Consider the following 26,493-nt stretch of genomic DNA (forward strand, 5'->3'; position numbering starts at 1 on the left):
GAATAATAAATACGCTAGCAATAAATAGCGATTCAATAGGAAAAATAGCGTTATGGCCAATCCAAAAAAAATAGAAGCAACAGAAAATAAGACAAGTATCATCAAGAACGCTCTATATAACCCTAATCAAGAAAATATTCAGGTCAGAGGTGCGCGTGTTCATAATTTAAAGAATGTCGATGTAGATTTACCGCGCAATGCACTGGTAGTGTTTACTGGTATCTCCGGTTCAGGAAAATCATCATTAGCATTTGGTACGTTGTTTGCCGAATCACAGCGCCGCTATCTTGATTCAGTATCGCCTTATGCAAGAAGGCTCATCGATCAGGTTGATGAACCCGATGTCGATACTATAGAAGGGTTACCGCCAGCAGTTGCTCTACAGCAGCAGCGAGGTACGCCGTCAGTACGCTCGTCTGTGGGTAGTGTAACAACCATATCTAATGGTCTACGTATGCTGTACTCACGAGCCGGAGAGTATCCCGCTGGCCAGGAGATACTGTATGCCGATGCGTTCTCGCCTAATACGCCAGATGGTGCCTGTCCGGCGTGTTCAGGTATTGGGCGTGTGTTTGAGGTCACCGAGGAGCTGCTGGTACCCGATAATACCAAGAGCATTCGCGAGCGGGCGATTGCGGCATGGCCACCGGCATGGCAAGGTCAAAACCTGAGCCGTATATTAACAACGCTTGGCTATGATATCGATACGCCTTGGCACACCCTGCCAAGGAAGACCCGCGACTGGATTTTGTTTACCGATGAAACGCCAACAGTGCCTGTTTATCCTGAGTATGATATAGAGCAAACACGTGAGGCAATTGAGAAAGGGGAGAAGCCAAATTATATGGGCACGTTTACCAGTGCCAAAAACTTTATTTTGCATTCTTTTGCCACTACCCAAAGCCCGCGTACCAAGAAACGCGTCTCGCAATTTATGCAGATATCCGAGTGTCCAGAATGTCATGGCAAAAAACTCAAAAAAGAATCACTGTCGGTTAAGTTTGCAGGACTCGATATCGGTGAGCTGTCGCAGCTCACATTGACGGATATGGCAATCAAACTTGAAAATACGGCACACACCAAAGTGGCAGATGATACACCAAACCGCGAAAAAGCCATTGTTGCCCAGCGCATTGCTAGTGATATTCTCTCTCGTATTGAGGCACTAACAAGGCTTGGTCTGGGCTATCTGTCGCTTGAGCGTACCACACCAACGCTATCGCCTGGTGAACTGCAACGACTCAGACTAGCGACCCAGATTCGCTCGCAGCTGTTTGGCGTGGTTTATGTCCTTGATGAGCCATCAGCAGGTCTGCATCCTGCTGACACGCAGGCGCTACTTGGGGCGCTAGATGAGCTGATCGCGTCTGGCAACTCCGTGTTTGTGGTTGAGCACGATGTGAGTGTAATTAGGCATGCTGATTGGGTAGTGGATGTCGGGCCACAGGCTGGCACGCATGGCGGTGAGATTGTCTATAGTGGGACTGTAGAGGGGCTACGTGAGGTTGCGCAGTCGCATACGGGTCAATACCTCTTTGCCAACGACACGGCGAATCATCAGTCAAAATCTGACAAAAGGAAACCGACAGCGTGGCTGAAACTCGCAAACATTGAGCGTAACAATATAACAGGCTTAGACGTTGAGTTTCCACTTGGGGTGATGACCAGTGTCACGGGTGTCTCAGGCTCAGGTAAGTCGAGTCTCGTCAGCCAAGCGTTGGTAGAACTTGTCAGTGAAGCATTGGGGCAGAAGACAGTTACAGAAGCGCCTGTAGGTGAGGCAGATTTGCTTGAGCAAGAGCTTGAGACAGTCACCGGCGGTGAAATTGTCGCTGGCATGGAGCACGTCCGTCGTCTTATTAATATCAATCAAAAGGCGATTGGGCGGACACCGCGCTCCAATTTAGCAACCTATACAGGATTGTTCGATGACGTGCGTAAGCTGTTTGCCGCAACCAAGCAAGCAAAAGCACATGGCTATGATGCTGGACGTTTCTCGTTTAACACCAAAAAAGGTCGCTGTCCAAATTGTGAAGGCTTAGGATTTGTCAGTGTTGAGCTGCTATTTTTACCAAGCGTCTATGCACCTTGTCAGGTCTGTCATGGGCAACGTTATGACAAAGAAACACTTGCCATCACGTATCGAGATAAAAACATTGCTGAAGTATTAAATTTAACCGTTGAAGCAGCTCATGAGTTTTTTGCTGATGAGGCGCCTATCTTGCGCGCGCTAGATGCATTGCTGCAAGTGGGTCTTGGCTACTTACGTTTGGGGCAGCCCGCCACTGAGCTGTCAGGGGGTGAAGCACAGCGTATTAAACTTGCCACTGAACTACAACGCACGCAGCGAGGCGATACACTCTATATCTTAGATGAGCCAACCACAGGGCTGCATCCTGCTGATGTATCCATGCTGATGGCGCAATTAAACGGTCTGGTCGACGCGGGCAACACGGTCATTATGGTTGAGCATGATATGCAAGTGGCCAGCAATAGCGACTGGGTGATTGATATTGGGCCAGGGGCAGGTGATGAGGGCGGGTTAATTGTCGCTCAAGGCACGCCAGAAGACGTGGCCCAATCAGAAGACAGTCGCACCGCACCGTTTTTATTGGTGTGATTTTATTGATGTGACGACCAGTCTTCAAATTGGGTCTAAGAGTGAAAGGTCTACCCCCAATAGTTATCAGGGCATTCGGGTAATTCAACTAACGTGCGACGTAACGCATCTGACCATTTATGCCGGATGGTATTAAAGTACTCATCACGCTCATCAATACGGCGACCTTTGGGTAAGATTAAACTGTCATTTTCATAAAGCACAAAATCTATCGGCATACCGACCGATAGATTTGAGTGAATAGTCGAATCAAATGACAGCATCAACGCACGCGCCGCGTGTCTTACATCCATGTTATAGCTGACAGAACGATCTAAAATAGGTTTGCCGTATTTGCTTTCGCCTAACTGAAAGAAGGGCGTATCTTCTGTGGCTTTGATGCAATTACCTTCAGGATAAATTAGGTATAACTCAGGCGGATGTCCTTTAATTTGACCACCAAGCATAAATGAGCTAGTAAAGGCCCCATCGCGACTAGAATTAGCGACTGCTTTTGCATGATTCATAATATCACGCATACATTCGCCAACCATTTGCGCCGCGTCAAACAACGTCGCTACCGTATTGAGGTTGCTCTCAGCACGCTGGTCAATGTCGTTTTGTAGTTTATTGAACACGGCCTGCGACGTCGCTAAGCTACCCGCTGTCTGTAGCACCATAAAGCGCTCGCCCTCAACGCCATATTGATATAGCTTTCTGAATGTCGATATGTGGTCAACACCGGCATTGGTGCGCGTGTCACTGGCAAAGACCATGCCGTCTTTTAAACGAATGGCAGCACAATAGGTCATAAGGTACCCTTGATAAAGAAAAATTGTAGAAAATAGCAAACGCTATGATAGCTTTTTGACTAATACCAAACTGTAAAGATTTTCGTAACCGCCGCCCATACGCACGCCGCGCACAGGTGCGGTATCTAGATAATCTCGCCCAATCGCCACATACACATGTGAGTTTGGGGTAAATGCCTGATTTGAGATATCAAAAGTATACCAGTAACCATCCAGCCAAACCTCAGCCCATGCGTGACTGGCCATGTGATTTTCGGTATCGTCATACAGATAACCGGACACATAACGCGCTGGAATCTGTTGATCGCGCAAGATGCTTAAAAATACATGCGTATGGTCTTGGCACACACCGGCACTTGTCGCAAATGCCTCAGCAGCGGTCGTGCCCACATGCGTGACGTCTTTAACAAAAGGCATTTTCATAATCAGTGCATTTGCCAACGCCTTTAGGCTGTCGTGAGTGGGAGTTTTCAGATAGGGTGCTGCAAATTCTCGCATCTCTTGTGAGCATTTGGTCAACGGGGTTTGTACGGTAAATAGTAGGTAGGGGACATGATCCATATCCTCTAAACGTTCGGTTTCGGTATTGATCTCAACAACACCCGACGCCTGCATTTGTAGGTTGTTATGTGCTTCGTTACGACTGAGCGTGAGCCATGCATTACCAAAGCCGTCCTTTTGGTTGGTCGCCACTTTAGGGAGCATGACATCCCATTTATGAATGGTTTGGTGCGGCATTTGCATGGGGGTCATGCGTATGTACTGTACACTGCGCTGCGCCAGCTCATCGTAATAATAGTTGGTTTGGTGACTGATTTGAAGTTTCATAATATCTTCTCCTGTTTCTGTTTATTCCATATGTCTCATAAGCCATTATTATTGGTTTTTGGCTAGACACCTTCTATACACCTTGACGCAATATGAGATTGAACTCTTTGCTAATCAGCGCAAAATCACTAAATTTCTTTGACCTGATCATCTGGTTGGTCAAGCGGATAAGCTCACGCCAGCGCGTATTCTCCGGCAACTCATTAATCCAATGTCTGAACTCAAAACTGACCTCTGTTGAATCCTCTCCCAATAAGACTGCACGCTCAAGCTGCTCAAAGTGACGCCCTAATTGCCAAAAACAAGTCACTGTCGGATTCTCTTGTTTCATCGCAGCGTTACACGCGTATAGCTGCAAGGTCGCCGCTCGATACGTGCCAGCACTCGATAAACGCTTGATCAAGTTATATAGCTCAGCGGTATCTTTACCAATGACACCTTTGGCCTCTTGGACATTGTCCTCAATCGATTGCACGATATTGGGTATGATGTTTTGTTCCAAATCAGCCATCATTTGTACTTTCATAGTGGTAAGCGACGTCTCACCATCAGCGGCAAACCCTAAGCGACTGATTAAGTGTTTGATCTGTGATTTTTCAAGATCGCCTTTGATGAGTTGTTTCATGACATCGTCATAGTGATACAAGCGCTCACTATATCGGCCTAGCCATATTAAGTGACTGGCGGTAGAGAGTAGCAGTATCATGGGCGCATCATCTAAACTCTCATAACCGGTTTCTAAGGGCTGGACGCGATTATAGTAGTTCGCATGCCCTAAAGCGTTGCCTGTAGAATTGACACCTACTGAGGATAAAGGCGCACACTTATCGGCTTGCTGGCTGTCTAAATCACTGTCATCAATAACCCATGTGTCTTTGATACCGCCGCCTTGCGATGAATTGACGACCAACGAGCCTTCAACCATGGCCACTCGTGTCAGACCACCGGGTACGATATCTACCGTGCCATCGCCATGACTGAGAATAAAAGGGCGCAAGTCAATATGACGTGGTGCAATACCATCGCTCACGGCAGTAGGGTTGGTAGATAGTGAGATGGTTGGCTGAGCAATAAAGCCAGCTGGGTTTTCAAGCAGACGTACGCGATATTCTTCGATTTCTTCTTTGGTTGATGTCGGACCAATAAGCATCCCGTAGCCGCCTGAGCCTTGCGTTTCTTTTACTACCAGCTTGTCCAGATTATCAAGCACATATTTGAGATCATCAGGCTTACGGCACTGGTAGGTCTCAATATTAGGTAGGATAGGCTCTTCATTTAAGTAGAACTTAATCATATCTGGTACAAAAGGATATAAACTCTTATCATCGGCCACGCCCGTACCTGGTGCGTTAACAATCACCACGTTGCCAGCGCGATACGCACTCATAAGACCTGATACACCCAAGATAGAATCTGAGCGGAATGCTAAAGGATCAATATAAGGATCATCAATGCGGCGGTAGATGACATCGACTTGCACCTTACCGCGAATGCCTTGCATGTAGACTTTGCTGTCCTCAACCACCAAGTCATAACCATGAACGAGTGGTACATTCATCTCATGCGCTAAAAAGGCATGCTCATAATAGGCACTATTAAAGCGGCCTGGCGTTAAAATGACGACTTGCGGATCATATTTGGATGTTGAGCTGGCAAGACAGGCTTTGAGACGGTTGGGATAATCACTAATACCCATAATAGGCGTGTCAGCAAAGATATCAGCTAAGAGTGTCTCTGATATATTGCGGCTCTCAAGCATATATGAGACGCCTGACGGGGTACGCAAGTTATCCTCTAGCACACAAAACTTACCAGACTCATCACGGATTAGATCGATACCACTAATGTGAGAGTATATTGGTTTGTCGAGCTCAATGCCCATCATCCATGGCTCATAGCAACCACTGGCATACACATAGCTGGCAGGGACAATATCGGCCTTCATAATGGCTTGATCATGGTAGATATCATGCAAAAAAGCATTGAGCGCTGTGATACGCTGTTTACAGCCTGCCTCTATTTGTTGCCATTCGCTCGCGGCAATAATGCGTGGAATGATATCAAACGGAATCATACGCTCGATGTTTTTGGCATCGCTATAGACGGTAAAGGTAACCCCTTTGCGGTAAAAGATGTTTTCTGCTTGTTCGTTTAGATAATTGAGGGCATCCATGTTGATGTTATCAAGCCAATGACCAACGGCTTTTGCCACTGGGCGATACTGACCTTTGCCGGTTTGGAGTTCATCAAAGCTTGGTGCGCGTGATAGCGGTGTGTCTGATGAATTAGTGGAGGGCGTATCCTGTGACTGATTTTGTGATTGGCTCTGCGATTGCTCTGGAGCGTTGTTTTTATTTTTCACGCTCGTTTTAGGGGTAGCAGTATCCTCATTTGTATTTTTATTCTGACTTTGGTCTTTGATTTGACCTATTGACTGCTCTTCTTGAGGTTGGTTTTGGCTCTGACCCTGACTCTGGGATTGAGATGATTTTTTATTCATAAGTACCTCACGTATCCTTGGTAAAGTTATACTTTATGATGACTACACCCTCTATGCTAAGCTGAGTAGCACTTGTATTTCGCCCAACAGGTAGTCTATCTCCTGTATGAACTATACAACGGTTACCGAGTAACATACAACAAGGGTTAAGTAATAGGTTTTTAGTAATATCAACTTAATTCTGATAAATTTAACTCAATTTGTATGAAAAAAGGAAAAGAGTGGACATGAAGATACGAGGTAAGTTTTTGGTGCTGGCAAGTATGGGGTTGGTAGCGACTCTCGGTATGACCGGCTGTGGTAGCGAACCGCAACAAGATACCTTGCCAGCTGGTAGCACAGTGATTGCACTTGGTGACTCGCTTACTTACGGCTATGGCGCTAGTACAAATACTGCCTATCCCGCGGTACTTGCCAATCTGAGTCATTGGACCGTTATTAATGCAGGTGTCAATGGGGATACCTCCGCCGATGTGCTGGCTCGTATCGATGATATCACTACTCAAAAACCTGACTTGGTACTGTTTGGCGTGGGTGGTAATGATGTATTACAACGCGTTCGGCCTGAGACTACACGTGCCAATATCACTGCTACTATCGATACCTTGAAATCTGCAAATATCGACGTGGTCCTTATTGCTGAGCCATACTTTAGTGCCAGTGCTTTGTTTGGACGGGTGAGTGATAACCCATTATACGAAGATATTGCTGATGCTAAAGAGGTGCCTTTATATTCAGGTGGTTGGTCTGCGGTATTGTCGGATGACACGTTAAAGTCTGATCGCATCCACGCCAATGCTGCAGGTTACCGTCAGTTCGCAGAAGGGTTGTATGATTATTTGCAAGAAGAGGGCGTGGCGCGCTAATACGCACCACGTTGTCTTCAATCGTTGCAGCTCAGGCCTTAAGCAGAGGCAGGCTGCGCCAACTCAGCAATTTGTGCCAGATAGCGCTGACCCAATTCAGGCTCAGCCGAGGCAATCCAAGCGGCATATCCTGACAAGGTATCAATGGTTTCACCATTTTTTAAGGACTGTCCTAAATCCAGATTGTGAAGAGCCGCCCGTAGCATCCGCTTTATTTTACGTGGCACACGTGGCACGCCTTCGCCATTGACCACCATACCAGTAACCGTATGCTGATTACCCATACGAATGATACGCGTCTTATCACCATTCAAGATAAAGCCTTCTTCTCGCAAAATCTTATGTACAGAACCCAATAGCTGTCCAATGAGTTGATTATGATCAGACGGCTGAGTAGCATTCTCGGTGCTGGTGGAATTGGCTGGTAAGCTAAACGTCAAGTCATCAGCGTAGCGGCTATAGCGCAGACCCATCTTGTCTGCCAGTCCTGTTAAACGGCGATCAAGATTTAAGCAAACGATATTGGTCAAAGCAGGACTGGTTGGTGCGCCTTGCGGCAAGGCTCTATCACTGAGCGCCACGTAATACGTTTTGCCATTTTGTTGCACCATCTGTCTTGGCGATTCTGTACACAATAGCGCCAATAAGGTGGCTATTTGCTCAGGATAGCCTGCGTGACGAAACACGCCTTTGACGCGCCGCCAATGCACACTAGGAAAAAAATCTTTGACATCCAGCTTGATGAGCAGGGCGCTATTACTGTGTACCGCTGCATTGGTGACAATGGATTTACCACGAACAAAGCCATGAGCGGCGCCATGCGTCGTTAGATTGTTTAGAATATTCTCCAAAATCCAGCGCTGGACAAATTTGAGCCGAGGAATAGGCGACCATATCTGCCGAGGCGTGCCGTTACGTTTATTGATCGTAAAATGCGTGTAGGGGATATTGGTGGCCACCTCTCTTTGATAGCAAAGCGCTTTTAGCTGCGGCACGCTCAGATTGACAGCGTCTGCCAACTGCGTATGTTTGTTAATGAGTGGGAGTTTATTTTCAATAAGACGATTGCTGGCGTCTTTGATATCCCATTTGTCTATACTGGTGTCATCTGACCAATAAATGTGGCGACCCAAATAGACAATATGCTGTGCTTTGTAAGCTTGCCATGCCATTTTTTTGAGGTTCTTTTCTTCAGCTGCTTCTTTCTTAAGCGCTTTTTTATAGCGTTCGCGCTCTTTTGGCGTCATGTTATCGATGGGCTTGCGCTCGACCATAAACCCGTGCTGTATCATTTGCTGCTGGATATACTGATAACGCCCGCCAGCGTCTTCAATGTTTTGCCACAGTTGTTGCCATTGACGCTCAGCTGAGGTCATAGTCTGAACGGAGCTAATGTAATCGGTTTGCTGATTGTTTGGTGCGGTCATGGGTTATACCCCTTTATTTTCGATAAAGCCTTTGGCTTCAAATCTGGCAATGTGTTGTAAAAATGCGGCATGAGCGTCGGCAGGTTGATTGAATACGAACTGCTGACGCGTACTGTCATCATCGATGACCTGCTCAATCAACAATTTTTTGTGGTCACAAGTCAAATACACGTAGCGGACAGTATGCGCCGTAGGGTTATTTGACGATGACTTTGCGTGTGTGTCATCTGATGGCAAGCCTTGAGCAAGAGTCGATAAATCTAAAATATTACTGGTGGGCAATGTTGGTTGAGCCGTCTCTTTAGTAAATGACGATTTTGCTCTCATTTTTGGTTGTAGCTTAGGGACCCGTTTACTAAGTGTACGCGTATCATGCCAGCTGTTTGTCTGCGTGTGATCGTATTGATGGTAGCTTAAGCGTAAGGCGATAAGATGCGCGCAGATGCCTTGGCTAAGACGGTGCTGCAAATACTGCGGACAGCTACACACGGCGCGACTGACCAAGCCATCTTCGCCCAATTGTAATTGGCTCTGGTAAGTGCGGCGATCTTCTTTGACATGAATATCGGCACTGATGGATACGCCTTGCGTCGCTATTGTCTGCACGCTTAGATTTTGTACGCTATCCTTACGACCAACTAAGTCAAATGCCTGTTTTTCTGCCTCACTATGATGCGCAAATTGCGCCATATCGAGTGGCGTCTGCGTCAATGGACGATAATAATAAGACTGGTTGGCCATGTCATAACGAATCAATCCCTGCTGAGCACCTGATAATAACTGCTGGCGTACATAACTAGCTGTCAGTAAATTATCTGATGTACGTAGCGCGGATAAACGCTCGGTTAAGACATCGATACGGCTTGGTTGCTCTGCAAGCGCTTGTATCAGCGGTAACACATCATCGTTATGGCTTTCATCCTTTAGTGCGTTTTGCTGCGGGCGCGTGGGTAATAGCAAATCAAAATTTAGAGATTGCGACCAGTTTGCTTGGCTAAAGCCTGTCATGGCAAAGGTAAAATGAAAGCCTTTCCCCGTGAGCGTCCAGTAGCTTGGCATGCCTTGACCAAGCAGCGACACACTGACGGTGTCGGTATGCGGTAATAGGCGCTTTAACAAACTCAAACGGCGGCGACCCCACAAGCGAATGAGCTTGGCTTTTTGTCCTTGATAGGGCGTTTGCTGGCGACTGACTTGGCTGGTAACGGCAATATCAAATGGCTCTAAAATAATCACTGGTAACTGCTGCGGTATCAGCTCAATCAATAAACCGCGGCGCTTACCTTTGATGTCGGCATGCATACGCAGCTCAAATAGAACGTTGTATAGCGCAATAGGATCAAGATCAATGCGTTCGTGTGCCAGCTGACCTGCTGACTGCACTTGCAACAATGCGCGTATCCAACTCTTAGGCACATTGATGCGTTTTTCGATGACTTCATATTTATTATCATCGTTTACCGTAGCATCCATTTCGGACTCAGCATTGTCTGTCGACGCTAATAAGTCTGAACGCTGTAGACGTACTGCTTCTTGACCAATATCTAAGGTGGTTGTTTGATGATCACGGATTTGCTCAATACCATCAAATAAGGCGCTACTGTAATCAATATTGGTGGTGCCAAGCACTGGCGCTGCGTCCGTTTCAAACAAACCATGCTGCAAGGTCAACTGCGCATAGCAGCCTTCATCACGACTGAACACCTCAAAGCTGACACCTGTTTGGTGCACTTGAATGATAGGGTCAAGAAGGCAAAAGGCCAAAGGGTCATTGTCAAACAGCCATGTGAAGTAATCACGCTGTGCAGAAAATAAGTTCTTATGACGACTAGCACGGCGCATTTGCATGAAAACGGCATAGGCGGCGCGGTCTTTTGGCACGTAGCGGTAGTCACTACTGACTACGTCAAATAAGGCAAGTAAGCTATCCCGAAACACCAGCGGGTCTTTTACCGTGCCATGAAAGCTGACGGCATCACGTTCTAGTTGTGTGAACAGCGCCACATGTCGGCTGTGGGTGGATTGTTGATCTGCCGATAAGCTTACATGACTTGGCGCAGCATAATTTAGTGCCATTCTCATGCCATCATTGGTCTTGTCATTGCCTGCTGGCGTGTCCTCTTGACTGATTGCTAAGGCGTCTTGCTCAATTGGGTTGTCTACTTGATTATTGGTCATGATGCTGTCCTTCGCCCTGATTTTGTTGCGTATCTGCGGCCTTTAAATGAGTTGCCTTCATCACCTGTAAGTTAGGCACTTGCGGGCGTTTCTGCTGAACGCGCGTCATATTCCGTTGCCAGCGACGCAAAACTTTGTAAGCCAGTTTTTGAATATCAGCCTCAGTAGATGCCTGAATTAAAGCATCTAGCCACGTGCCAATATTGGGATCATGCAACTGTCCGAGTGCTTCGATGGCGCGTATTCGTATGGCCGTTTCAGCGTGATGATTCTGTGCGCAGTGATATAGCGCAGCAGCGTCTTTAACCTTTATTGCGGCCAGTAACTGCTCATTTAGGTCTGTGTGAGGCGTTACGTTGAGTGCTTCAGTATTATCACTACGTTGTGAAAACAAACCCACCAACCGTGACAACGCGCCCGCTTCATTTACTTTGTTTACTTGAGCATCTTGCACACTCAAGCGCTCGAGGAGGGTGGACAATAGCGCATTATCGTCTGTAGCTAATTGAACGGTTTGATCATGGGCAATGCCGGTCAGAGTTGGTATTAGCTCAGTCAGCAAATGATCGTCGCTCGCCTGCCGTGCCAGTAGCCCTAATAAGGCTTGCTGCCAATAGTGGCTGACCGCAGTAGCAAGCGCGGTCACGCTACTAATAATAGGTGAGGCTAGCTGCGCTGCTAACCATGTAAACACGGCTTTATCAGGTGTAGTATAGCGGCATGTGATCCACAATAGATGGGTGATAGTAGTTGCTACTTGCCGTACCTCGGTCAGCCATGAATCATCCTGCCGCATTGCTGGACGCGCTATGAGGCTATCAAGTAGTGCTTGCCATTGCTGCTGAGCGTTGAGTAGATGTTGCTTGCAGTCAATCTGCATCTGTGTATCAAGATACTGATTAGGGTGCTGAGTAATATATCGTAGGCCTATTTGCTGTATTTGCGCATCTGGACTGTCCATCAAACTGCGAAGCTGCGGATGGCTCATGTCTGGTTTTGCCAATAGCGCATTTTGTAATACGGTATATGTCTGTGCGGGTAGTTGATGAATATGCTCAGTGATGAAAGGCGCCAGCGTATCAATGCTGCTATACGTTACGATGCGTTTGAGACTCAGCATTGCTAACATCGCAAAGTCCTCATTTGGGTTTTGTATTGCCGCCCAATCGTATGTATAGATATGATCAGCATGGCTGCCCCATAGGTTTTGTGCCGCTGTATAAGCAGTTTCTAATATCGCTGTCTGCTCGCTGTATTGTTTGAGGATATCTAGTAGCAGTGTTTTATTTGCCTCGCTATCATGATGCGACAATAAAGAGATGGCGTGCTGCTGCGGTGCAAACAGTAATTTTTGATGCAACTGGCGCTGTATGTGACTACGGATTTGCGCCCAAGCGGCATTTGTATTCAACCAGCGCAGTCCATTTAACCAATGAGTAATAGCTGGGTTGTAAGGCTGTAACTCAGGGTCTGATAACTGCGATGTCAATAAGTCAAAAATCTGCGCGCTATATTCAAAGTGACCACCTTGTGCGATATGCCCCAACGCTTCAGAGGCCACGTCTTGCAAGTAGTGCTCATTATCTTCTGCTAGCTTGATTAACTTATCGTAAGCCTTGTATAGTGCATTTGTCATGTCCGTGGTTTGGGCAGCAGAGGACTGTACGGACTTGTCGGCAGGTTGTGGTTCAACCTGCATCATCTCTCCGATGGCAAGCACACTACGGCGACGAACATCACCATCCGTGTGATAATCAATACTTGCCATTAACGTGCTCAAGCCCTCGCTATTACCGCAAAGTGCCAAACCTTCTGCGGCCAAAAATGGTATGTACGCGTCTTTATTCGATAGCGCCTTTTTGAGTATGTTTTTTAGGACATCTGCATGGTTTTTACGTTTTTTTGCACGGTAAGCGACGGCTTCGATCAGATTTTGAGTATATTTGGCAGGTAACTGCTCATAAGATAGCGCTAATGCCCTATCAATACGCACAGCAATACCTTCTTTGTCAGTGCTATGATTTTTATCAATGATATTGTTACCAATAGTAGTGTCTTGCTCGCAGACAGCAGGTATCCAAGCCAGTGATTTCAACAGCTGGGCGGCATGGGCGTAGTCGGCATAGCGAAGGAGTAAAATGAATAAAGACAGTAACGCTACCAGATCTCTTGGATGCTGGCGTTGTAGCCAGCGCAAGTCTTTATCCTCATCTAAGTAATCATAGATAGGTTGGTCGTAGCCGCTTATCATCACAAGCGTATCAAACAGCTGCTGGCGCTCTTGATGTGAGTGAGAAGCTGGATGTTCAAACATTTTTTGTAAGCGGTGGCGTAGTGGTGCTGCCATGTGCCTATCACGGAGCGTGCCAATAGTTCGGTACAAGTCAGCATTTGATAGCTTGAGTGTTGAGTTGTCTAGTAAGTCCAATAGCTTGTTGTAGGCTGTCTGAGCCACTTGCTCAACACTCTTTTTATCGAGCTCTTTATTAATATTGTTATTGTGCACGGCGGCTTGCATGCGCTGGCAAAATTGCAATACTTGAGTAATAAGAGACAAAATTTGACCTTGCTCATATTTGTTTGTACTGTCGAGCAAAAAGGCAAATAGCTCGTCAATGAGACTTGTATCACTAAGCTTTGTATGATTAAACGCAGTGTCGGTAAACAATACCTCGTCAAGCTCTATAAGCTGCATAAAGGTCTGATAACGTGCCTGCCAATCGTGACAATGGCGCGCTTGTAATAAAAAAGTCAGCTTGTCTTGGCGCAATGCTTGCTCTGATGATCTCTGATCAGAGGCATCTAGCGTGGTTGCCGTTGTAATGGTCGAATTGGAAGCGCGAGTTGTAATTTGACGCCACTCACTGACCAACTGGCGTAAGAGTGGTAAGCTCTCGGTGTGCAGTGCCATTAGGCTTGCCGGTAGATGCCCCACGCGCGCTTTTAATAGCTGATAAGTCTCTTCTGCCAATAGCTGATGATTGGTGAGTAGTAGGCTTCTGAGCTGTTTATCAATAAGGGCAGCGTCATCTTTGCTCTCAATCAGACACTGCAAACCGCGCTTGACCATATCACGATACGGCGTACTCATTGCATACTCAGCCAGCTTTGACGCCGGAACAGGTAGCTGAGTTAGGCAATCCCATGCCAGCTCGCGCGTCTCAATATGAGGACGGTGCAGTAGAGGCAACAGCGCTCGACTGACACTGTCCGCCCAGTCGATAGCTTTAGATGGGTTGCTGTCGGCTGATGCTTTGGTCAGCCACATTAGCCCGCGAATGGCTTGCTCGGTGCTGCTATTGTCATTATCGCTTTCACGAATCACACCAAGCCACGCGCCAAACGCAAGTGTCTGGTAGCTATGGTCGGTGTCAGTTCTGCGTAAACCTTGTTGACTGGCATCATCAGTAATAGCTGCACTGTGGTGACGCTGAAGTAAGGCCTCGATACTGCGTCGCCATGATTGTATGGCAGTAACTACTTGCGCCTCATCGTCATAAGGTTGCTGTGTCAGTAGATGGGATAAATGCCCTAATACTGCTACTGCTTGCGCACGTATCAAAGGGTGATCGTGCTGGGTCAAGTGTGCAAATTTCTGTAAGCTTGCGACATCTACAGTACTAAGGATATTGGCGCGCGCGTCAGTCGTGCTAAGCGCGTTTGTGCCACTTGTCTCTGACAACAGTGTTAGCACCGTTGGGTGGGCAGACAAAATGTTGTCAATCTTCTGAGAGAGGTATTTACTGAGGTATTGCCAATTAGATATTAAAGGCAGCTCAAAGCGTGCCAATACATGTGCATAAACAACAGCGGTCTCATTGTCTGCAAAGCTAAGTGCCTCAATCAAGCGCTCAGGTCGCATGCGCGGTAGTGCTAATGGTGACGCCAAGACATTAAATATAAGCAACAGTCTAGCCGCTGGTGCATAAGATTGCGTATCGAATAACTCGCGCAATTGCTGTGCTTGAGTAATACCCAAACCTGCGCGCGCTTGTAGCCACTGAATGGGGCCAATAGGCTCGACAAGATGGCGCAAGCTACCTTGTTTATTATCGTTGGTGCGAGCGTTATTGCTCGATGCGTTGCTAAAAAAATGCTGGCCGCGACTGTCGCCCCAAACTGCCAAAGCCAAACTGGCTGACTGACGAATAATAGGGCGCTCGTCTTTTTGCCATGTGGCCAACACAGCAGCCACTTCGGCATCTTGTGCAGGCGCAACGTACATAAGCTTTGGAGCGAGCGCTTTAAAATCTGCATCTGGATGATGTAGGTAACGCGCATACCAGTCTAAAGCGTGATATTTTTGTGGATCAGAGAGCGTTGCTAAGCCCGTTAGTGCCTCTGTGATATGATGATGCCACTGCTTATAGTCCTCATTATTTTTTTTATCGTTGACGACTACAGGCATCTCTTTATTTAGATACTGCTCAAAGACTGCGTAAGCGTTTGCTTCATACTGTGTTTTTAGTGGTGCAGGGTAATCACGAGATTGACGTGCCAGCAATTTGGCAACGGTCAGTTTAATATCAGGATAAGGACTACTTAGCCCTGCGCTGAATAATGGCTCATGATCGATCGGACTGGTATCATTGTCATTTTTACGACTATTGTTATGGTTTGGACTGAACGAAATGCCTATATCAGTGGCCGCTAAAGCGACCTCTAATGCTTGCTGGCGTACATCCATACTATCATCGGCTAACAAAGCGATTAAGGCAGGCATCAAGTCACGCAGATGCTGGTTACTGGCTTTGGCTTGCAACTGGCTCAGTGCCAAACGTTTGATATCAAGATAAGGGCTGGCCAGTGCGGTCAACATCAGCTCGGTAAATCCGAGACGCTTGCTATTCTTAAGTGCTGTATCAAACGCTTGCTGACGGATATTGGCAAAGTTATCTGCAAATAGCAAAGTCAAAACGTCTTGATAGGTGTCTATAGTACTGTCTTGCGTCGTAGCTGATTTTGACGCGCTTTGTAGTAATAGCCGCTGCCATTCTTCTAATGCCACTTGATGCACATCCTCAAACAAACTGTGCTGTAGCTGCTCAATCATATTGATAATGGCGCTTTTGGACGCGCGCTCAAGCGCTCTATTGAGTAGTACTTTGACCACTTCAAGGCGAATACTGGTGAAAGGGTTATTAAGTGCTTGCGCTAGCATTGTGCTCATGCTTGATGAGTCAGCAGATACTTTTTTGTCATTAAGCACTTGTGTTAGCAATATCGCAAGCGCGCGCTCATGAATGTCTTGATGCTTTGACGCAAAACCAAACGCCACCCAAGAAAGCTCATCACTGACAAGCTTACCTAACGCGCTCATGGCCACTTGACGCACGCCTGCATCAGAATCATCGAGCAAGGTGGGCAAAATAGCCTTACCATCGGCTAACTGTAGATATCCCAAAGCAGCAGCGACGCCTGCACGAATGAACGCATCATTCTTGTGATGTATAAACCGTATCAAGGTGCCAAATGCGCGCTCATCTTGCAAGCAGGCAAGGGCATAGGCGGCACGAAATCCGATGTCTTCGTAGCGATTACTCAAGTTTTGTAATAAAGGCTCAAGGCTTGAGTTATTTAGTATGGGGCTTTTATCTGTTGCTCGTTCTGGTGTGGACGTTTGTGCTACTGATGCAGCAAAATCCTGCGTATTCAATGCAAGGTTGATGGCAGCACTGTCCTCTTCGGTGCCCTGAGCAGTACGTCCAGTCGCATTTTTGTTTTGTTGATCAAAACGTGTACCTATCTTGATAGTTACTAGCTCATCATGATCGGACGTACGCTTAGCCGTTTTTACGTTATCAAAGATTGTACCGCGCAGTAAGCGAAAATCATCAAAGTCGGTCAATGTGCGTAGTAACTGAGCGTCATCCAGAGCATGCGCTTGCTGTTTTAAAGCAGTGATGAGCTCAGGCTGCGCCAATAAAGCGGCATAAAAGGCGGTTTGTCTGACGTCGGCTTGATGATGGCTTTGTAGTAGCATCAGCTGGCGCGATACTTCTGGGTTATCCAATAAGCTACGCTGATAAAGTCGAATCAGACCTGCTTGAATAATGTCAGGGTAGCGACTGTCCAAAGCCATAAAATCTGCTTTTGGACTGATATCTGGCAGTAAATGCTCAAGCGATGCCAATGCTTGTCGGCGAATGGGTAGCATAGAATGTGACAGCGCTTGTTGTAAAATCGGCAATACACGAGGCTGTTTGTCCGCGTCTTGAACGGCGATTTTTAGATAGCTTTGTAGTGCAGCACTAATAACGTCTTCATTAGTGCGTCCAAGAGCATATTCTAAATAAGCAGGTAGTACGTGAGGGTCTGCCGTATGCGTGGCAGCGATAGCCAGCCCATCAAAGGCTGCAAGGCGGACACTACTACTGCGCGGTGAGTTGAGCTGCTCCTCGAGTATCGCTAAGCGCGTCTCAAGCGTCGTACCAGCGAGCCACTGCACTAATTGTAAAGCGCGACTGGCGCTCAAACTATTGCTACGATCTGCTAAAAGGCGTCCAACCAGCTTTACCGTTTGCTTATCCGCTTGTGATTCAAGCAGTGCCAAGCCCTCTAAAAACGCTACTTCACTGTTATGGCTATTGTCAGTGAGTAGCTGCTGAACACGATGATATCCATCTTCAATGACAGTGGCAACCGTTAGCAGCTTACTGTTTTGTGTCTCATCAATCGGCAAAAAACGTAGGCTTTGATCCGACCCAACTGCTAATAGTGCAGGTTTTTCTGCATAGCTTGAATAGACCAGTCGCTGTGTTTTACTAAGGTCTTCTTTGCAGGTGTTTGGCTGACCTTTATCAAACGCCCATGATTTAATACTGTTGTCATCGGCACTAGTAAATAGGCGCGTATCTGAGACACAAAGCGCGGTGATCATTTGACTGTGCTGGCTTGATTTGGCTCTATCTATCGCTTGTAGTTCACCTTGTACATGGGTGCGATAAAGTTGCTTGTCTGCGCCTGCTGAAAAGAAGTAATGACCAATAGGCTCAAAGCACAGGGCATTGACGCGGCCTTGATGTAGTGCCTTATGACTACTTTGAATCAGCTGAGCGCCAGTGTCATCATTGCTTAGCCATTGATAGCTACTGACGTTACCGAGATTATCGCCTATGACCAACCACTTACCATCACTGGATGCAGCAAGCGAAGTGGCTTTTTGAGACTTACTATCCGTATAAGACTGCACGACAACCTGATTGGCTATTGTCTGCACTGATGGGCTTAAAGGATCATTGCTAGCAAATGGATAGACGACGATGTCATTGGGATATAACACAACGACAGCTTGATGCAGCGTGGTCATCGCAATTGCTTGCGGGCTGCTATTCGTTGGTAAGGATTCGGTGACAAACTCATTGTCTGTATTAGTCTCTGTATTTTCAGTGCTATTCTGAGCCTCAATCATACTTGCAAATAATGACTCTTGACTGATTTTATGGATTATCTCTCCTTGCCAGTCAGTCTGATATAAGTGCCCATCACAGCCAAGCAATATAATAGTATCATCAGTTATCGTGGTAATGGCAGCCATCGCACAGGGCAATGCAGTGGTTGATAAGCTTATTTGCTCACCGATATTATCGAGTCGATACAAGTCTGCATGGCTACTTTCAGCACCTAGCGGTGGTCGAGTGATGAATAAACTGCGACCCTGTGCGACTGGTAGCGCTGCTGATTTTGTGGTTTTTTGCGGCGTATACTCAGGAGTGAATGGTCTGCTAACCAAACCTATAATCTGACCCCAATAAGGCAATGCAATTGTTTTCATGATCTAATCTCAGTTGAAATGGCGTCGTGTGATGTGCTCATTTTTCTTATTTTTTCGCTACTTACTCTCTAACTTGAGCTAGCTGTTAAGGGCTGTAAATGTTCGGACAACTGGGGGTAGCGATGCAATAAGCGCGTGACAGCGGTCAGACATGCATGACGCTCCATCTTGCCTGCAGAATGGGTAAAGGTGTACAACAAAGGCATGATCAACTTAGCAAAATACTCATCCGCCAATCCCACATCACGGAATGTCTCAATCAATGCCAGTTTTGCTCGGCTGGCAGGTATGTGTTTGGATGAGAGGATTTCTGCTTGATCTGTCGCTCCCTGTATTTTATCAGGGCGCTGCGAATATTTTGAACGGTGACTTTGCTCGTTTTTTCGTGAGTTTAATCGTTCATTGTTGTTAGAAGAACTCAGCCGTCCTGGTGGCAACTCAAACAGACCTCGTCTTAATAGCATTAGTAATTGATTCAAATCAGCAGGTGGATTGGTTGACCAATCACTTGGCGCGGTATGCGTAAAGGTCTTTATGTCAGTTTTTGCATGGGGCTCAGTGTTAGCAGTGCTTGTTTTGCTTGCTGATGCATTCTCATTTTTCTCATGCTGGTTTGCAGGCTGCCAAAGAGGCGAGACATGGCGCGCCTTATACTGCTTCCAAAGCATGGTCACTGCGGCATAGCGTATTTCACGATCAGCGCTTTGACTTAATAGGTAAAGAGACTTCGGATTTTGAAATTGATGATGTCGCTGCAATAATGTCATGCCAAGCTGCCGTGCCAGTCGTTTTTTGCTACCAATGAATGCGTTGAGCATCGCCTCGTTAAGCTGCTCTACAGGTACATGGTAAGCACGATTGCTGACAGAAGGTGCTGCCAATAGCGCTTGTTGCAACAACTTCGTGACCTCAAGATAAGGCGATTCTGCCATTGTTAGCCAAAGCGTCGGCGTTGGCGACCACTTAGCCAGCTCATATTTTGTTAATAAGAGGCCGAAATGACGTAGCGTTTGCTGACTGCTTTGCAATAACGGTATAACGCGCTCGGCGCTAAAAAACGCAGAGGGAACAATCGCATCGGGATCGACAGGCCTATCCGTTAATGCCATACAGATCTGCTCATGATGATGACTCAGGTAACTGATAGCCAGCTCGCTGACGGGTGCCGTAGGATCGTCGATTGCCATTGACCACAGCACCTCTGCACCCGCTATCACATCGTCTTCGGATGCTGCGCGTGATTGTCCTGTCAGCATCTGCAAAAATGCGGTTTCTGATATGATTTTGAGGGGTGCGCCTGCGGTAATTAATGCCTCGGCTTTGAGCTGCTTACTGCCTTTGCGACCAGCGCCATAAAGCGGTGAGCCGTCATCACCGATTACAAGATAGTCCAACTTATTATTCACGGCACTACTGATCGCACCATTGGCTGCTTTGACCAGCTTTTCAGCATCGCCTCGGCTCATGCTTTGCATTTTACCTGTAAACAAATAACGCTGATTTCCCAAATCGACAGTGGCTTCGTTGGCTCCAGTGGTTTGAGTGGTGTTTGTATCTTTAGCCTGATCTTCCTCTGATGATATCTTTTGAGTGGTCGCAAAATCAGCAGGCAAGAAACCCTTGTTAATACGCTCGATCGCAAATTCACGGTATGCTGGATGCTCACTACGGGCAAGTGTCATGAGCCACTCAAACCCTAAGTCAGTTGGTGCAAACCGGCGAACATCAGACAACCAACCATGCACGGTATCAGCCAAATATTCATCAAAGGTTAGCTCTTTTTGCCACTGTTTGACAGTATCTACAATTGAGGGAGTTTTTCCCCCATCATAATCATAATGGTTGAGATAGGGAGTGTTTTTGAGTTGTGCAATCTCCTCACTGCCATGCCAATCAGGTTCATAGGCGAGCGCGTGCCAGTAGGGTATTGGAATTTTATTTCCTGACAAAACATCTTCATCGATCCAATCAACGATCGTCTGCTGCGCTAGAGGATGCAGCAATAGATACTGCCAAACGTTGATGTCTATGACATTCAAATCGAGGCGTTTGAGCTCTTGTAATGCAAAATCCATGCACAGCTCGCTGCTGTCACGATTTGTAGAGGTATCCATCTGTACTGCCAAACGAATAAAATAGTCACTGCCAAGTTCCTGTGCGCTATACAGCTCTGGCAGTCTACGTATTGCAAAGCGTGTGCTGTAACGCTGATTGCTGATCAGGCGCTCAAAAAACCATTCAGCCGTCAGATCACGGCGTGTGAAGTGTTTACTGAGCTGTTCGGCGGCAATGTTGTGGTGATAAGAGGTATCCAATAACTGTCCCCAACCTGATACCCCAATATCTTTGATGGGATGACGATTCAAAATAACACTGATGGCAAAGCTGCGAACAGGCTCATGATCTGACATGGCTAGCATCATTAACTCCGCTAACGGGAGAGATTGCGCATAACTTTTGGCATAACCGATGGCATACTGATAAGCGGCAGGATAGCTTGAACGTAATAACTTGAGAACCACTTCATGCAATCCAAGCGCTACAAATTTTGACTTCTCAAAATGTGGCGATTGCTCAATCAGCCATACGATCATCTCATCGCGCGCCTGACTGTGTGCATAGCCTGCCGATAGATATTGAATAGTTTGGTGGCTTACATCACGCAGCTGGATCTTAAAGTCATGTTTTAGGCTGTCCGTCGCAAATTGCCTTATGGCCTCGTTCTTCGCTGTTGCTAATAGTCTAATCAGCGGTTCAGAATCACGTTGCCATGCTTCTTTAAAAGCGCGACCTTTATTATCAAACAATTTACGCGGTGCGTGGCTATGAAATCGATTGACACCATAGTCCGCTGAGTTGTGAAAACAGATGTGATTGAGCACCCAACTGTTGATTTGTGGCAATTGACCGACAACCATAGTCTCATCATAGCTGGCAAGTACAGAAACTGTGGTCTCAATATACCCCATTGGCATCTGCTGACCCAGTTTGCGCAGATAGCGCCATGCTCTGAGGCTCATATAGGTTTTGGTAGCAAGACTGACAGAGTCTCGGGCACTTTGGTCAAAACGATGCAAATCAATTTTGGCAGTGATAGGCGCAAAAATCTCATAATCTTGCTCATATTCAGCCGCTTTATAAATATATTTTAACCCGCGCCAAACGCCGTAACCTAAAGTTAAATCATTGATAGCTTGCTTTAAGATGGTTCTTGAGTAAGCACTTTTATCTTCCCAAAGTGCAATTAATATTAAGTGGATTTTGTAGCGATCAGGAAGAGGATGTGCGCCTTCATCTGACTCTAAGACTGCCATCATCGCTACACGCTCTGCAAATTGTGCTTCAGGATGCTGCTCGCGGAATGAATGACTCAAAATTTTATTTAAAAATCGCTCAAATGTCAGCTCATCCTCTGATATCGGTGATTCAGGCAACGGATCGGGTTGCTGGGATAATAAACAAAGCTTTTCGACCAAGCTTGGATCTTGTACCTGCCAAGCATGCTGAATTTGTTCGAACGACAGACTCATAGCGGTGTGCCTTAATAATATAGTAAGCGAATGATATTTTGTAAGCATATAAAAGCCTATCTGATGATAAATATCAAGAACTTTTGTTAACCAAAAAATTAAAATGCGACAATATATGTCGCGTAGATAGATAAATATAATTACACGACATTATTTGTCGCATAGGTGAAGTAAATCTCAACTATTGGTTAAAGAATGATTGACAGTAGAATCAAGAATCAGGCAGAATAAGGACGTTGTGAGATTTAGCGTTTCACCGTTTTCGGTGAAGGACGATGCTGCGTCGTCCACGAGTCAAGCCATTACATTTTACCCAAGGAAGACTGTTTCAGTCCTGCTAATACCTAGATAACACCTCTAGTGTCATTAGCTCGCTGGCGCAACCACGCAATCGTGGTTGAGCTAATGCACTAGAGGTGTTATCTAGGTGCAGTCCAGTGAGTCTTCCATGTACCAGGTTATGAGGTAGATTGCACAACACTGAATAAGACATCGTTATGATGCTATTCAAAACACTACACTAAACCCAAGTCAGTCACTATGTACTGGCTTGGGTTTTTTGTTGTCCTAATTATCATCGATGTCCTTGAAAGTTAGATAGCTTAAGATATCGTTATCTTTATTAGATTATAGTGTGATATTACGCGACGAGAGCTTGTTATGAATGATGATGCAGTACTGTTTGAAAAAGACTCTGATACGATTGGTTTGCACCTAAAAAACATCTATAAAGAAGGTGAATTAGACCAGAAGCAACTACCGAGCAATCCTCGGTAGTTCGTTAGGAGGGTAAGCGACAAGTCCGTCTTTAACCTTGTTGGTCGCTGAGTCTGACCCGAATCAAAAGGAAACCTTGATTAAATTGATTATGAACATGTTGTCGCTGGAAGTTTGATTGAAAAAATGCGTTGTTTCTTTTTCTTGTAAACCACATTTATTTGAGTTATTTTTTAGTGTCGATTACATTTCTTTAACCAAGGAGAAACAGTTTGCATACTAGATTATCACCGCTTACGATTTCAGTGGTCGCTGCGCTGACACTACTTACAAGCTCACAAACATTTGCAGAAGCCCAATACGGTGATTATGGTAAAGAAACGGCGCTAACGCTCGCGCGCGACTATGCTGGTCGCTATACCGGATCTGACAAGGAAACCCAAGCTGCTAACTATATGCAGCAACGTATGACCATTGATGGCAGTAACAACAAAGTCGATCGTCAGACTTTTGATTTCGTTGCACCTCGCGGTTTGTTTAGAGGTCAAACATTAACGAGTAATAATATTATCGTGACCCAAAAAGGTATTGCTGATACTAATAAAACACTATTTGTTGGCGCGCATTATGATTCTGCTGTTGCTTATCCAAACTATCAAAATCTAGAGGCATTAGATGACAACGCCTCTGGCTCTGGCGTGTTGACTGAGTTGACAAGAAACCTGAGCGGCATTGACACAGAACATGACATTCAGTTTGTGGCGTTTGGTGCAGAGGAGGGCGGTCTCAATGGTTCAAAGGCGTTTGTTGACCAGCTCACTGACGCAGAAAAATCGACAGCAGTGGGCATGATCAACTTAGATAGCCTGATTACAGGCGATAAGATGTATGCCAACGCAGGACGCAATGCTTACGATGATGATGGCAATGAAGTGGCTGCCAATGTAGGACTGCGTGAAAATGCGCTACGTATTGCAAAAGAGCTTGGTATCACACTCGACGTCAATCCAGCCATCATTGCACCTGGCGCGATAGAACCCTACGAGCCTTATGGCGTTGGCTGTTGTAGTGATCAGGAGTCTTTTGACAACGTGATGCCCGTCGTAGGATTTGAGGCGACCAATTGGGCTCTTGGAACTGATTATGATGGTTATACGCAAACGGAAAACCCAAATATTCCAGGTGGCTATACGTGGCATAACCCTGCATTAGACAACGAGGAAGTACTGACAGCTGCATTTGGGGAAGAACGTATCGCACAAAGAATGCGTGACTATTCACGTATTATTAGTAGGTTGATCGTTGAGCAAACCAATGCTGACATCGTTGCCGCAAATAAAAGCGCGCTTAATCTTCAAAATAGAATGGTGGCTGCGTTAAAGAGCAGTGCCACTGATTCGCACTCAGCTATTCTTGAGCGTGCCAATGCTTTGGCTTTACCTGCCATTGATAATAGTGATGCCTTTGATGCTTCGCGTACTCAGGTCTGGGTAGATGGCTCTCAAAGCTATGTCGATTCTGATAACGTCCAAGAAGGTACTCGCGCCAATATTGGCATCTATGGTGAATACGTTGTGCAACCTAGCTGGCGTGTTGGTGCAGGTCTACAAGCGGCCAATCAAAACAATAAAGCTGTAGAAAACGGCATCAAAAAAGACACCAACTATGGTATTCAAGCTTACTCGTTACTGGGCGGCAAAGACACGGCTTGGTGGAATACGACTTCTGTAAGCTTATCCAAACACGATTTAGACATTAATAGCACCGTTAGACTAGACGGTAATAATGGTATCAACATTATTAACAATAGCGAACGCGGTAATACTGATGCCGATGTGTTTAGTGCTTATAATGAGCTTGGCTACAATTTCCTTATCAAGGAAAATATCGCTCATGGCGCTTTTTTAGGTTTGAACTACAGCGATACCGACATAGAAGGCTACACGAGTGGCAATGCTAACTCTCGCACAGCCTTAAAAATTGATAGCACATCTAGTGAAGCATGGAACTCAGAGCTCGGTTACCAGTTGCAGTATGGTTTTGATTTGATGGGCACGCCTGCTAAGCTTCAGAGCAAACTCGCTTACGTGCATGTTATCGAAGATGGTTTAGTAGACCGTTTATCGACAACGTCTTTTGCTGACGGGCAAAAAAGAGACATTAGTATCACCCAAACAAATAAAGATGATGACTACGGACGTTTTGAGCTGAGTGTTAGCAACAAGGTTCATAACAATGTCTACGCGTATCTGAATGGCGATACCACCTTTGCACGTGACGATAAAGACAGCTCAGTACAGTTAGGCTTACAGTATCAATTTTAAAACATAATGTATGGATGACAGTCTGCGCCGCTCAATAATGTATTTATGAGCGGCGTTTTTTATACATTTTAATATAGTAATTATCATAGTGTACTACTGGGTATCGCTGTAGTCTGTGTAGTATTGACGGCCTATATAATAAGAACAATAGGGATAAAGTGTATGTTTGACATCATCAAAGACTGGCGTGAGCAGCGTATATTGGACAACAGCGAGTTCACGCATGAAGACTGGACACGAGCAGCTGAGCGTATCGTGATATTGGATAGATTAAATGAAGACGAGCTAAGCCGCTTGTTTGATTTGGCGACCTTGTTTTTGGATGATAAGTCTTTTACAGGCGCGCAAGGGTTTGAGATTACTGATGCAGTCAGACAATCCATTGCGCTACAGGCTTGCTTGCCCATTTTAAACCTAAGCCTTGAGTGGTATAGCGGCTGGTCGTCTATTATCATTTATCGTGGCTCATATAAAAGCAACCAAACCACCATGGATGAGTTCGGCATCGTCCACGAAGGCAGTCAGCACCGCAGCGGGGAAGCATGGCAGCGAGGCCCTGTTGTTCTTTCTTGGAAGGATGCCAAGCACTCAGGTGAGCGTGATGGACACAACGTTGTCATTCATGAATTTGTCCATAAGCTTGATATGATGAATGGCCGCGCTAATGGCTTTCCGCCGATGCAGCCTGACATGGATCCTGCACGTTGGACTGAAATCATGTCGCGCGATTTTGAAGATTTTCAAACGCACCGTAAGTCAGGTTTAGATCGTTATGGTGCGACCAATCCTGCCGAATTTTTTGCAGTATTGAGCGAGGTATTTTTTGAGACGCCGCAAAAGCTGGTGGATGCTTATCCTGATATTTACGATATTATGGTCAAGTTTTTTAAGCAAAGCCCACTTGAGACAAAACCATAAAGTGAAATATATATTAAAAA

9 protein-coding genes and 3 pseudogenes are annotated in these 26,493 nt (G+C 46.0%); 4 read left to right on the forward strand and 8 right to left on the reverse strand.

Annotated features, from left to right (window positions below):
* Positions 1-52 precede the first annotated feature (52 nt).
* Positions 53-2,620: an excinuclease ABC subunit UvrA gene (gene uvrA / locus I3255_RS07625; RefSeq protein WP_238038287.1), complete on the forward strand. Its 2,568-nt coding sequence runs from the start codon at positions 53-55 to the stop codon at positions 2,618-2,620.
* Between the two features lie 50 nt (positions 2,621-2,670).
* Here uvrA and I3255_RS07630 read toward each other — a convergent pair whose 3' ends face one another.
* The 3 genes and pseudogenes from I3255_RS07630 to I3255_RS14950 all read right to left on the reverse strand — a co-directional run.
* Positions 2,671-3,411: a peptidase gene (locus tag I3255_RS07630; RefSeq protein WP_238038288.1), complete on the reverse strand. Its 741-nt coding sequence runs from the start codon at positions 3,409-3,411 to the stop codon at positions 2,671-2,673.
* A gap of 42 nt (positions 3,412-3,453) precedes the next feature.
* On the reverse strand, positions 3,454-4,239 hold the full coding sequence (locus tag I3255_RS07635) for a transglutaminase family protein (protein WP_075107609.1): 786 nt from the start codon (positions 4,237-4,239) through the stop codon (positions 3,454-3,456).
* Between the two features lie 853 nt (positions 4,240-5,092).
* A pseudogene (locus I3255_RS14950) lies at positions 5,093-6,451 on the reverse strand (circularly permuted type 2 ATP-grasp protein); the annotation flags it as partial.
* A 515-nt stretch (positions 6,452-6,966) separates the two neighbouring features.
* On the opposite strand from I3255_RS14950, the gene I3255_RS07645 reads away from it, so the two are divergent.
* Positions 6,967-7,605 (forward strand): GDSL-type esterase/lipase family protein, encoded by a 639-nt coding sequence (locus I3255_RS07645; protein WP_238038290.1) that lies wholly within the window; start codon positions 6,967-6,969, stop codon positions 7,603-7,605.
* Positions 7,606-7,643: 38 nt separating this feature from the next.
* On the opposite strand, the gene I3255_RS07650 is transcribed toward I3255_RS07645, so the two are convergent.
* From I3255_RS07650 to I3255_RS07665, 5 genes and pseudogenes are all read right to left on the reverse strand, one after another.
* Positions 7,644-9,032, reverse strand: a complete 1,389-nt coding sequence (locus tag I3255_RS07650) for a reverse transcriptase domain-containing protein (protein ID WP_238038291.1) — start codon at positions 9,030-9,032, stop codon at positions 7,644-7,646.
* Positions 9,033-9,035: 3 nt separating this feature from the next.
* Positions 9,036-11,210 (reverse strand): hypothetical protein, encoded by a 2,175-nt coding sequence (locus I3255_RS07655; protein ID WP_238038292.1) that lies wholly within the window; start codon positions 11,208-11,210, stop codon positions 9,036-9,038.
* Between the two features lie 346 nt (positions 11,211-11,556).
* Positions 11,557-11,664, reverse strand: a pseudogene (locus tag I3255_RS14955) (hypothetical protein); the annotation flags it as partial.
* A 4,866-nt stretch (positions 11,665-16,530) separates the two neighbouring features.
* Positions 16,531-18,984: pseudogene (locus I3255_RS14960) on the reverse strand (hypothetical protein); the annotation flags it as partial.
* Positions 18,985-19,052: 68 nt separating this feature from the next.
* Positions 19,053-22,514: a BRCT domain-containing protein gene (locus I3255_RS07665; protein WP_238038293.1), complete on the reverse strand. Its 3,462-nt coding sequence runs from the start codon at positions 22,512-22,514 to the stop codon at positions 19,053-19,055.
* A 989-nt stretch (positions 22,515-23,503) separates the two neighbouring features.
* On the opposite strand from I3255_RS07665, the gene I3255_RS07670 reads away from it, so the two are divergent.
* Together I3255_RS07670 and I3255_RS07675 are read left to right on the forward strand one after the other, a co-directional pair.
* Entirely contained in the window at positions 23,504-25,555 is a 2,052-nt protein-coding gene (locus tag I3255_RS07670) for an autotransporter domain-containing protein (protein WP_238038294.1), read from the forward strand.
* A 162-nt stretch (positions 25,556-25,717) separates the two neighbouring features.
* Positions 25,718-26,473: a M90 family metallopeptidase gene (locus I3255_RS07675; protein ID WP_238038295.1), complete on the forward strand. Its 756-nt coding sequence runs from the start codon at positions 25,718-25,720 to the stop codon at positions 26,471-26,473.
* Positions 26,474-26,493: the final 20 nt, after the last annotated feature.

The sequence above is a fragment of the Psychrobacter sp. Ps6 genome (assembly GCF_022129235.1).
Taxonomy (GTDB): Bacteria; Pseudomonadota; Gammaproteobacteria; order Pseudomonadales; family Moraxellaceae; genus Psychrobacter.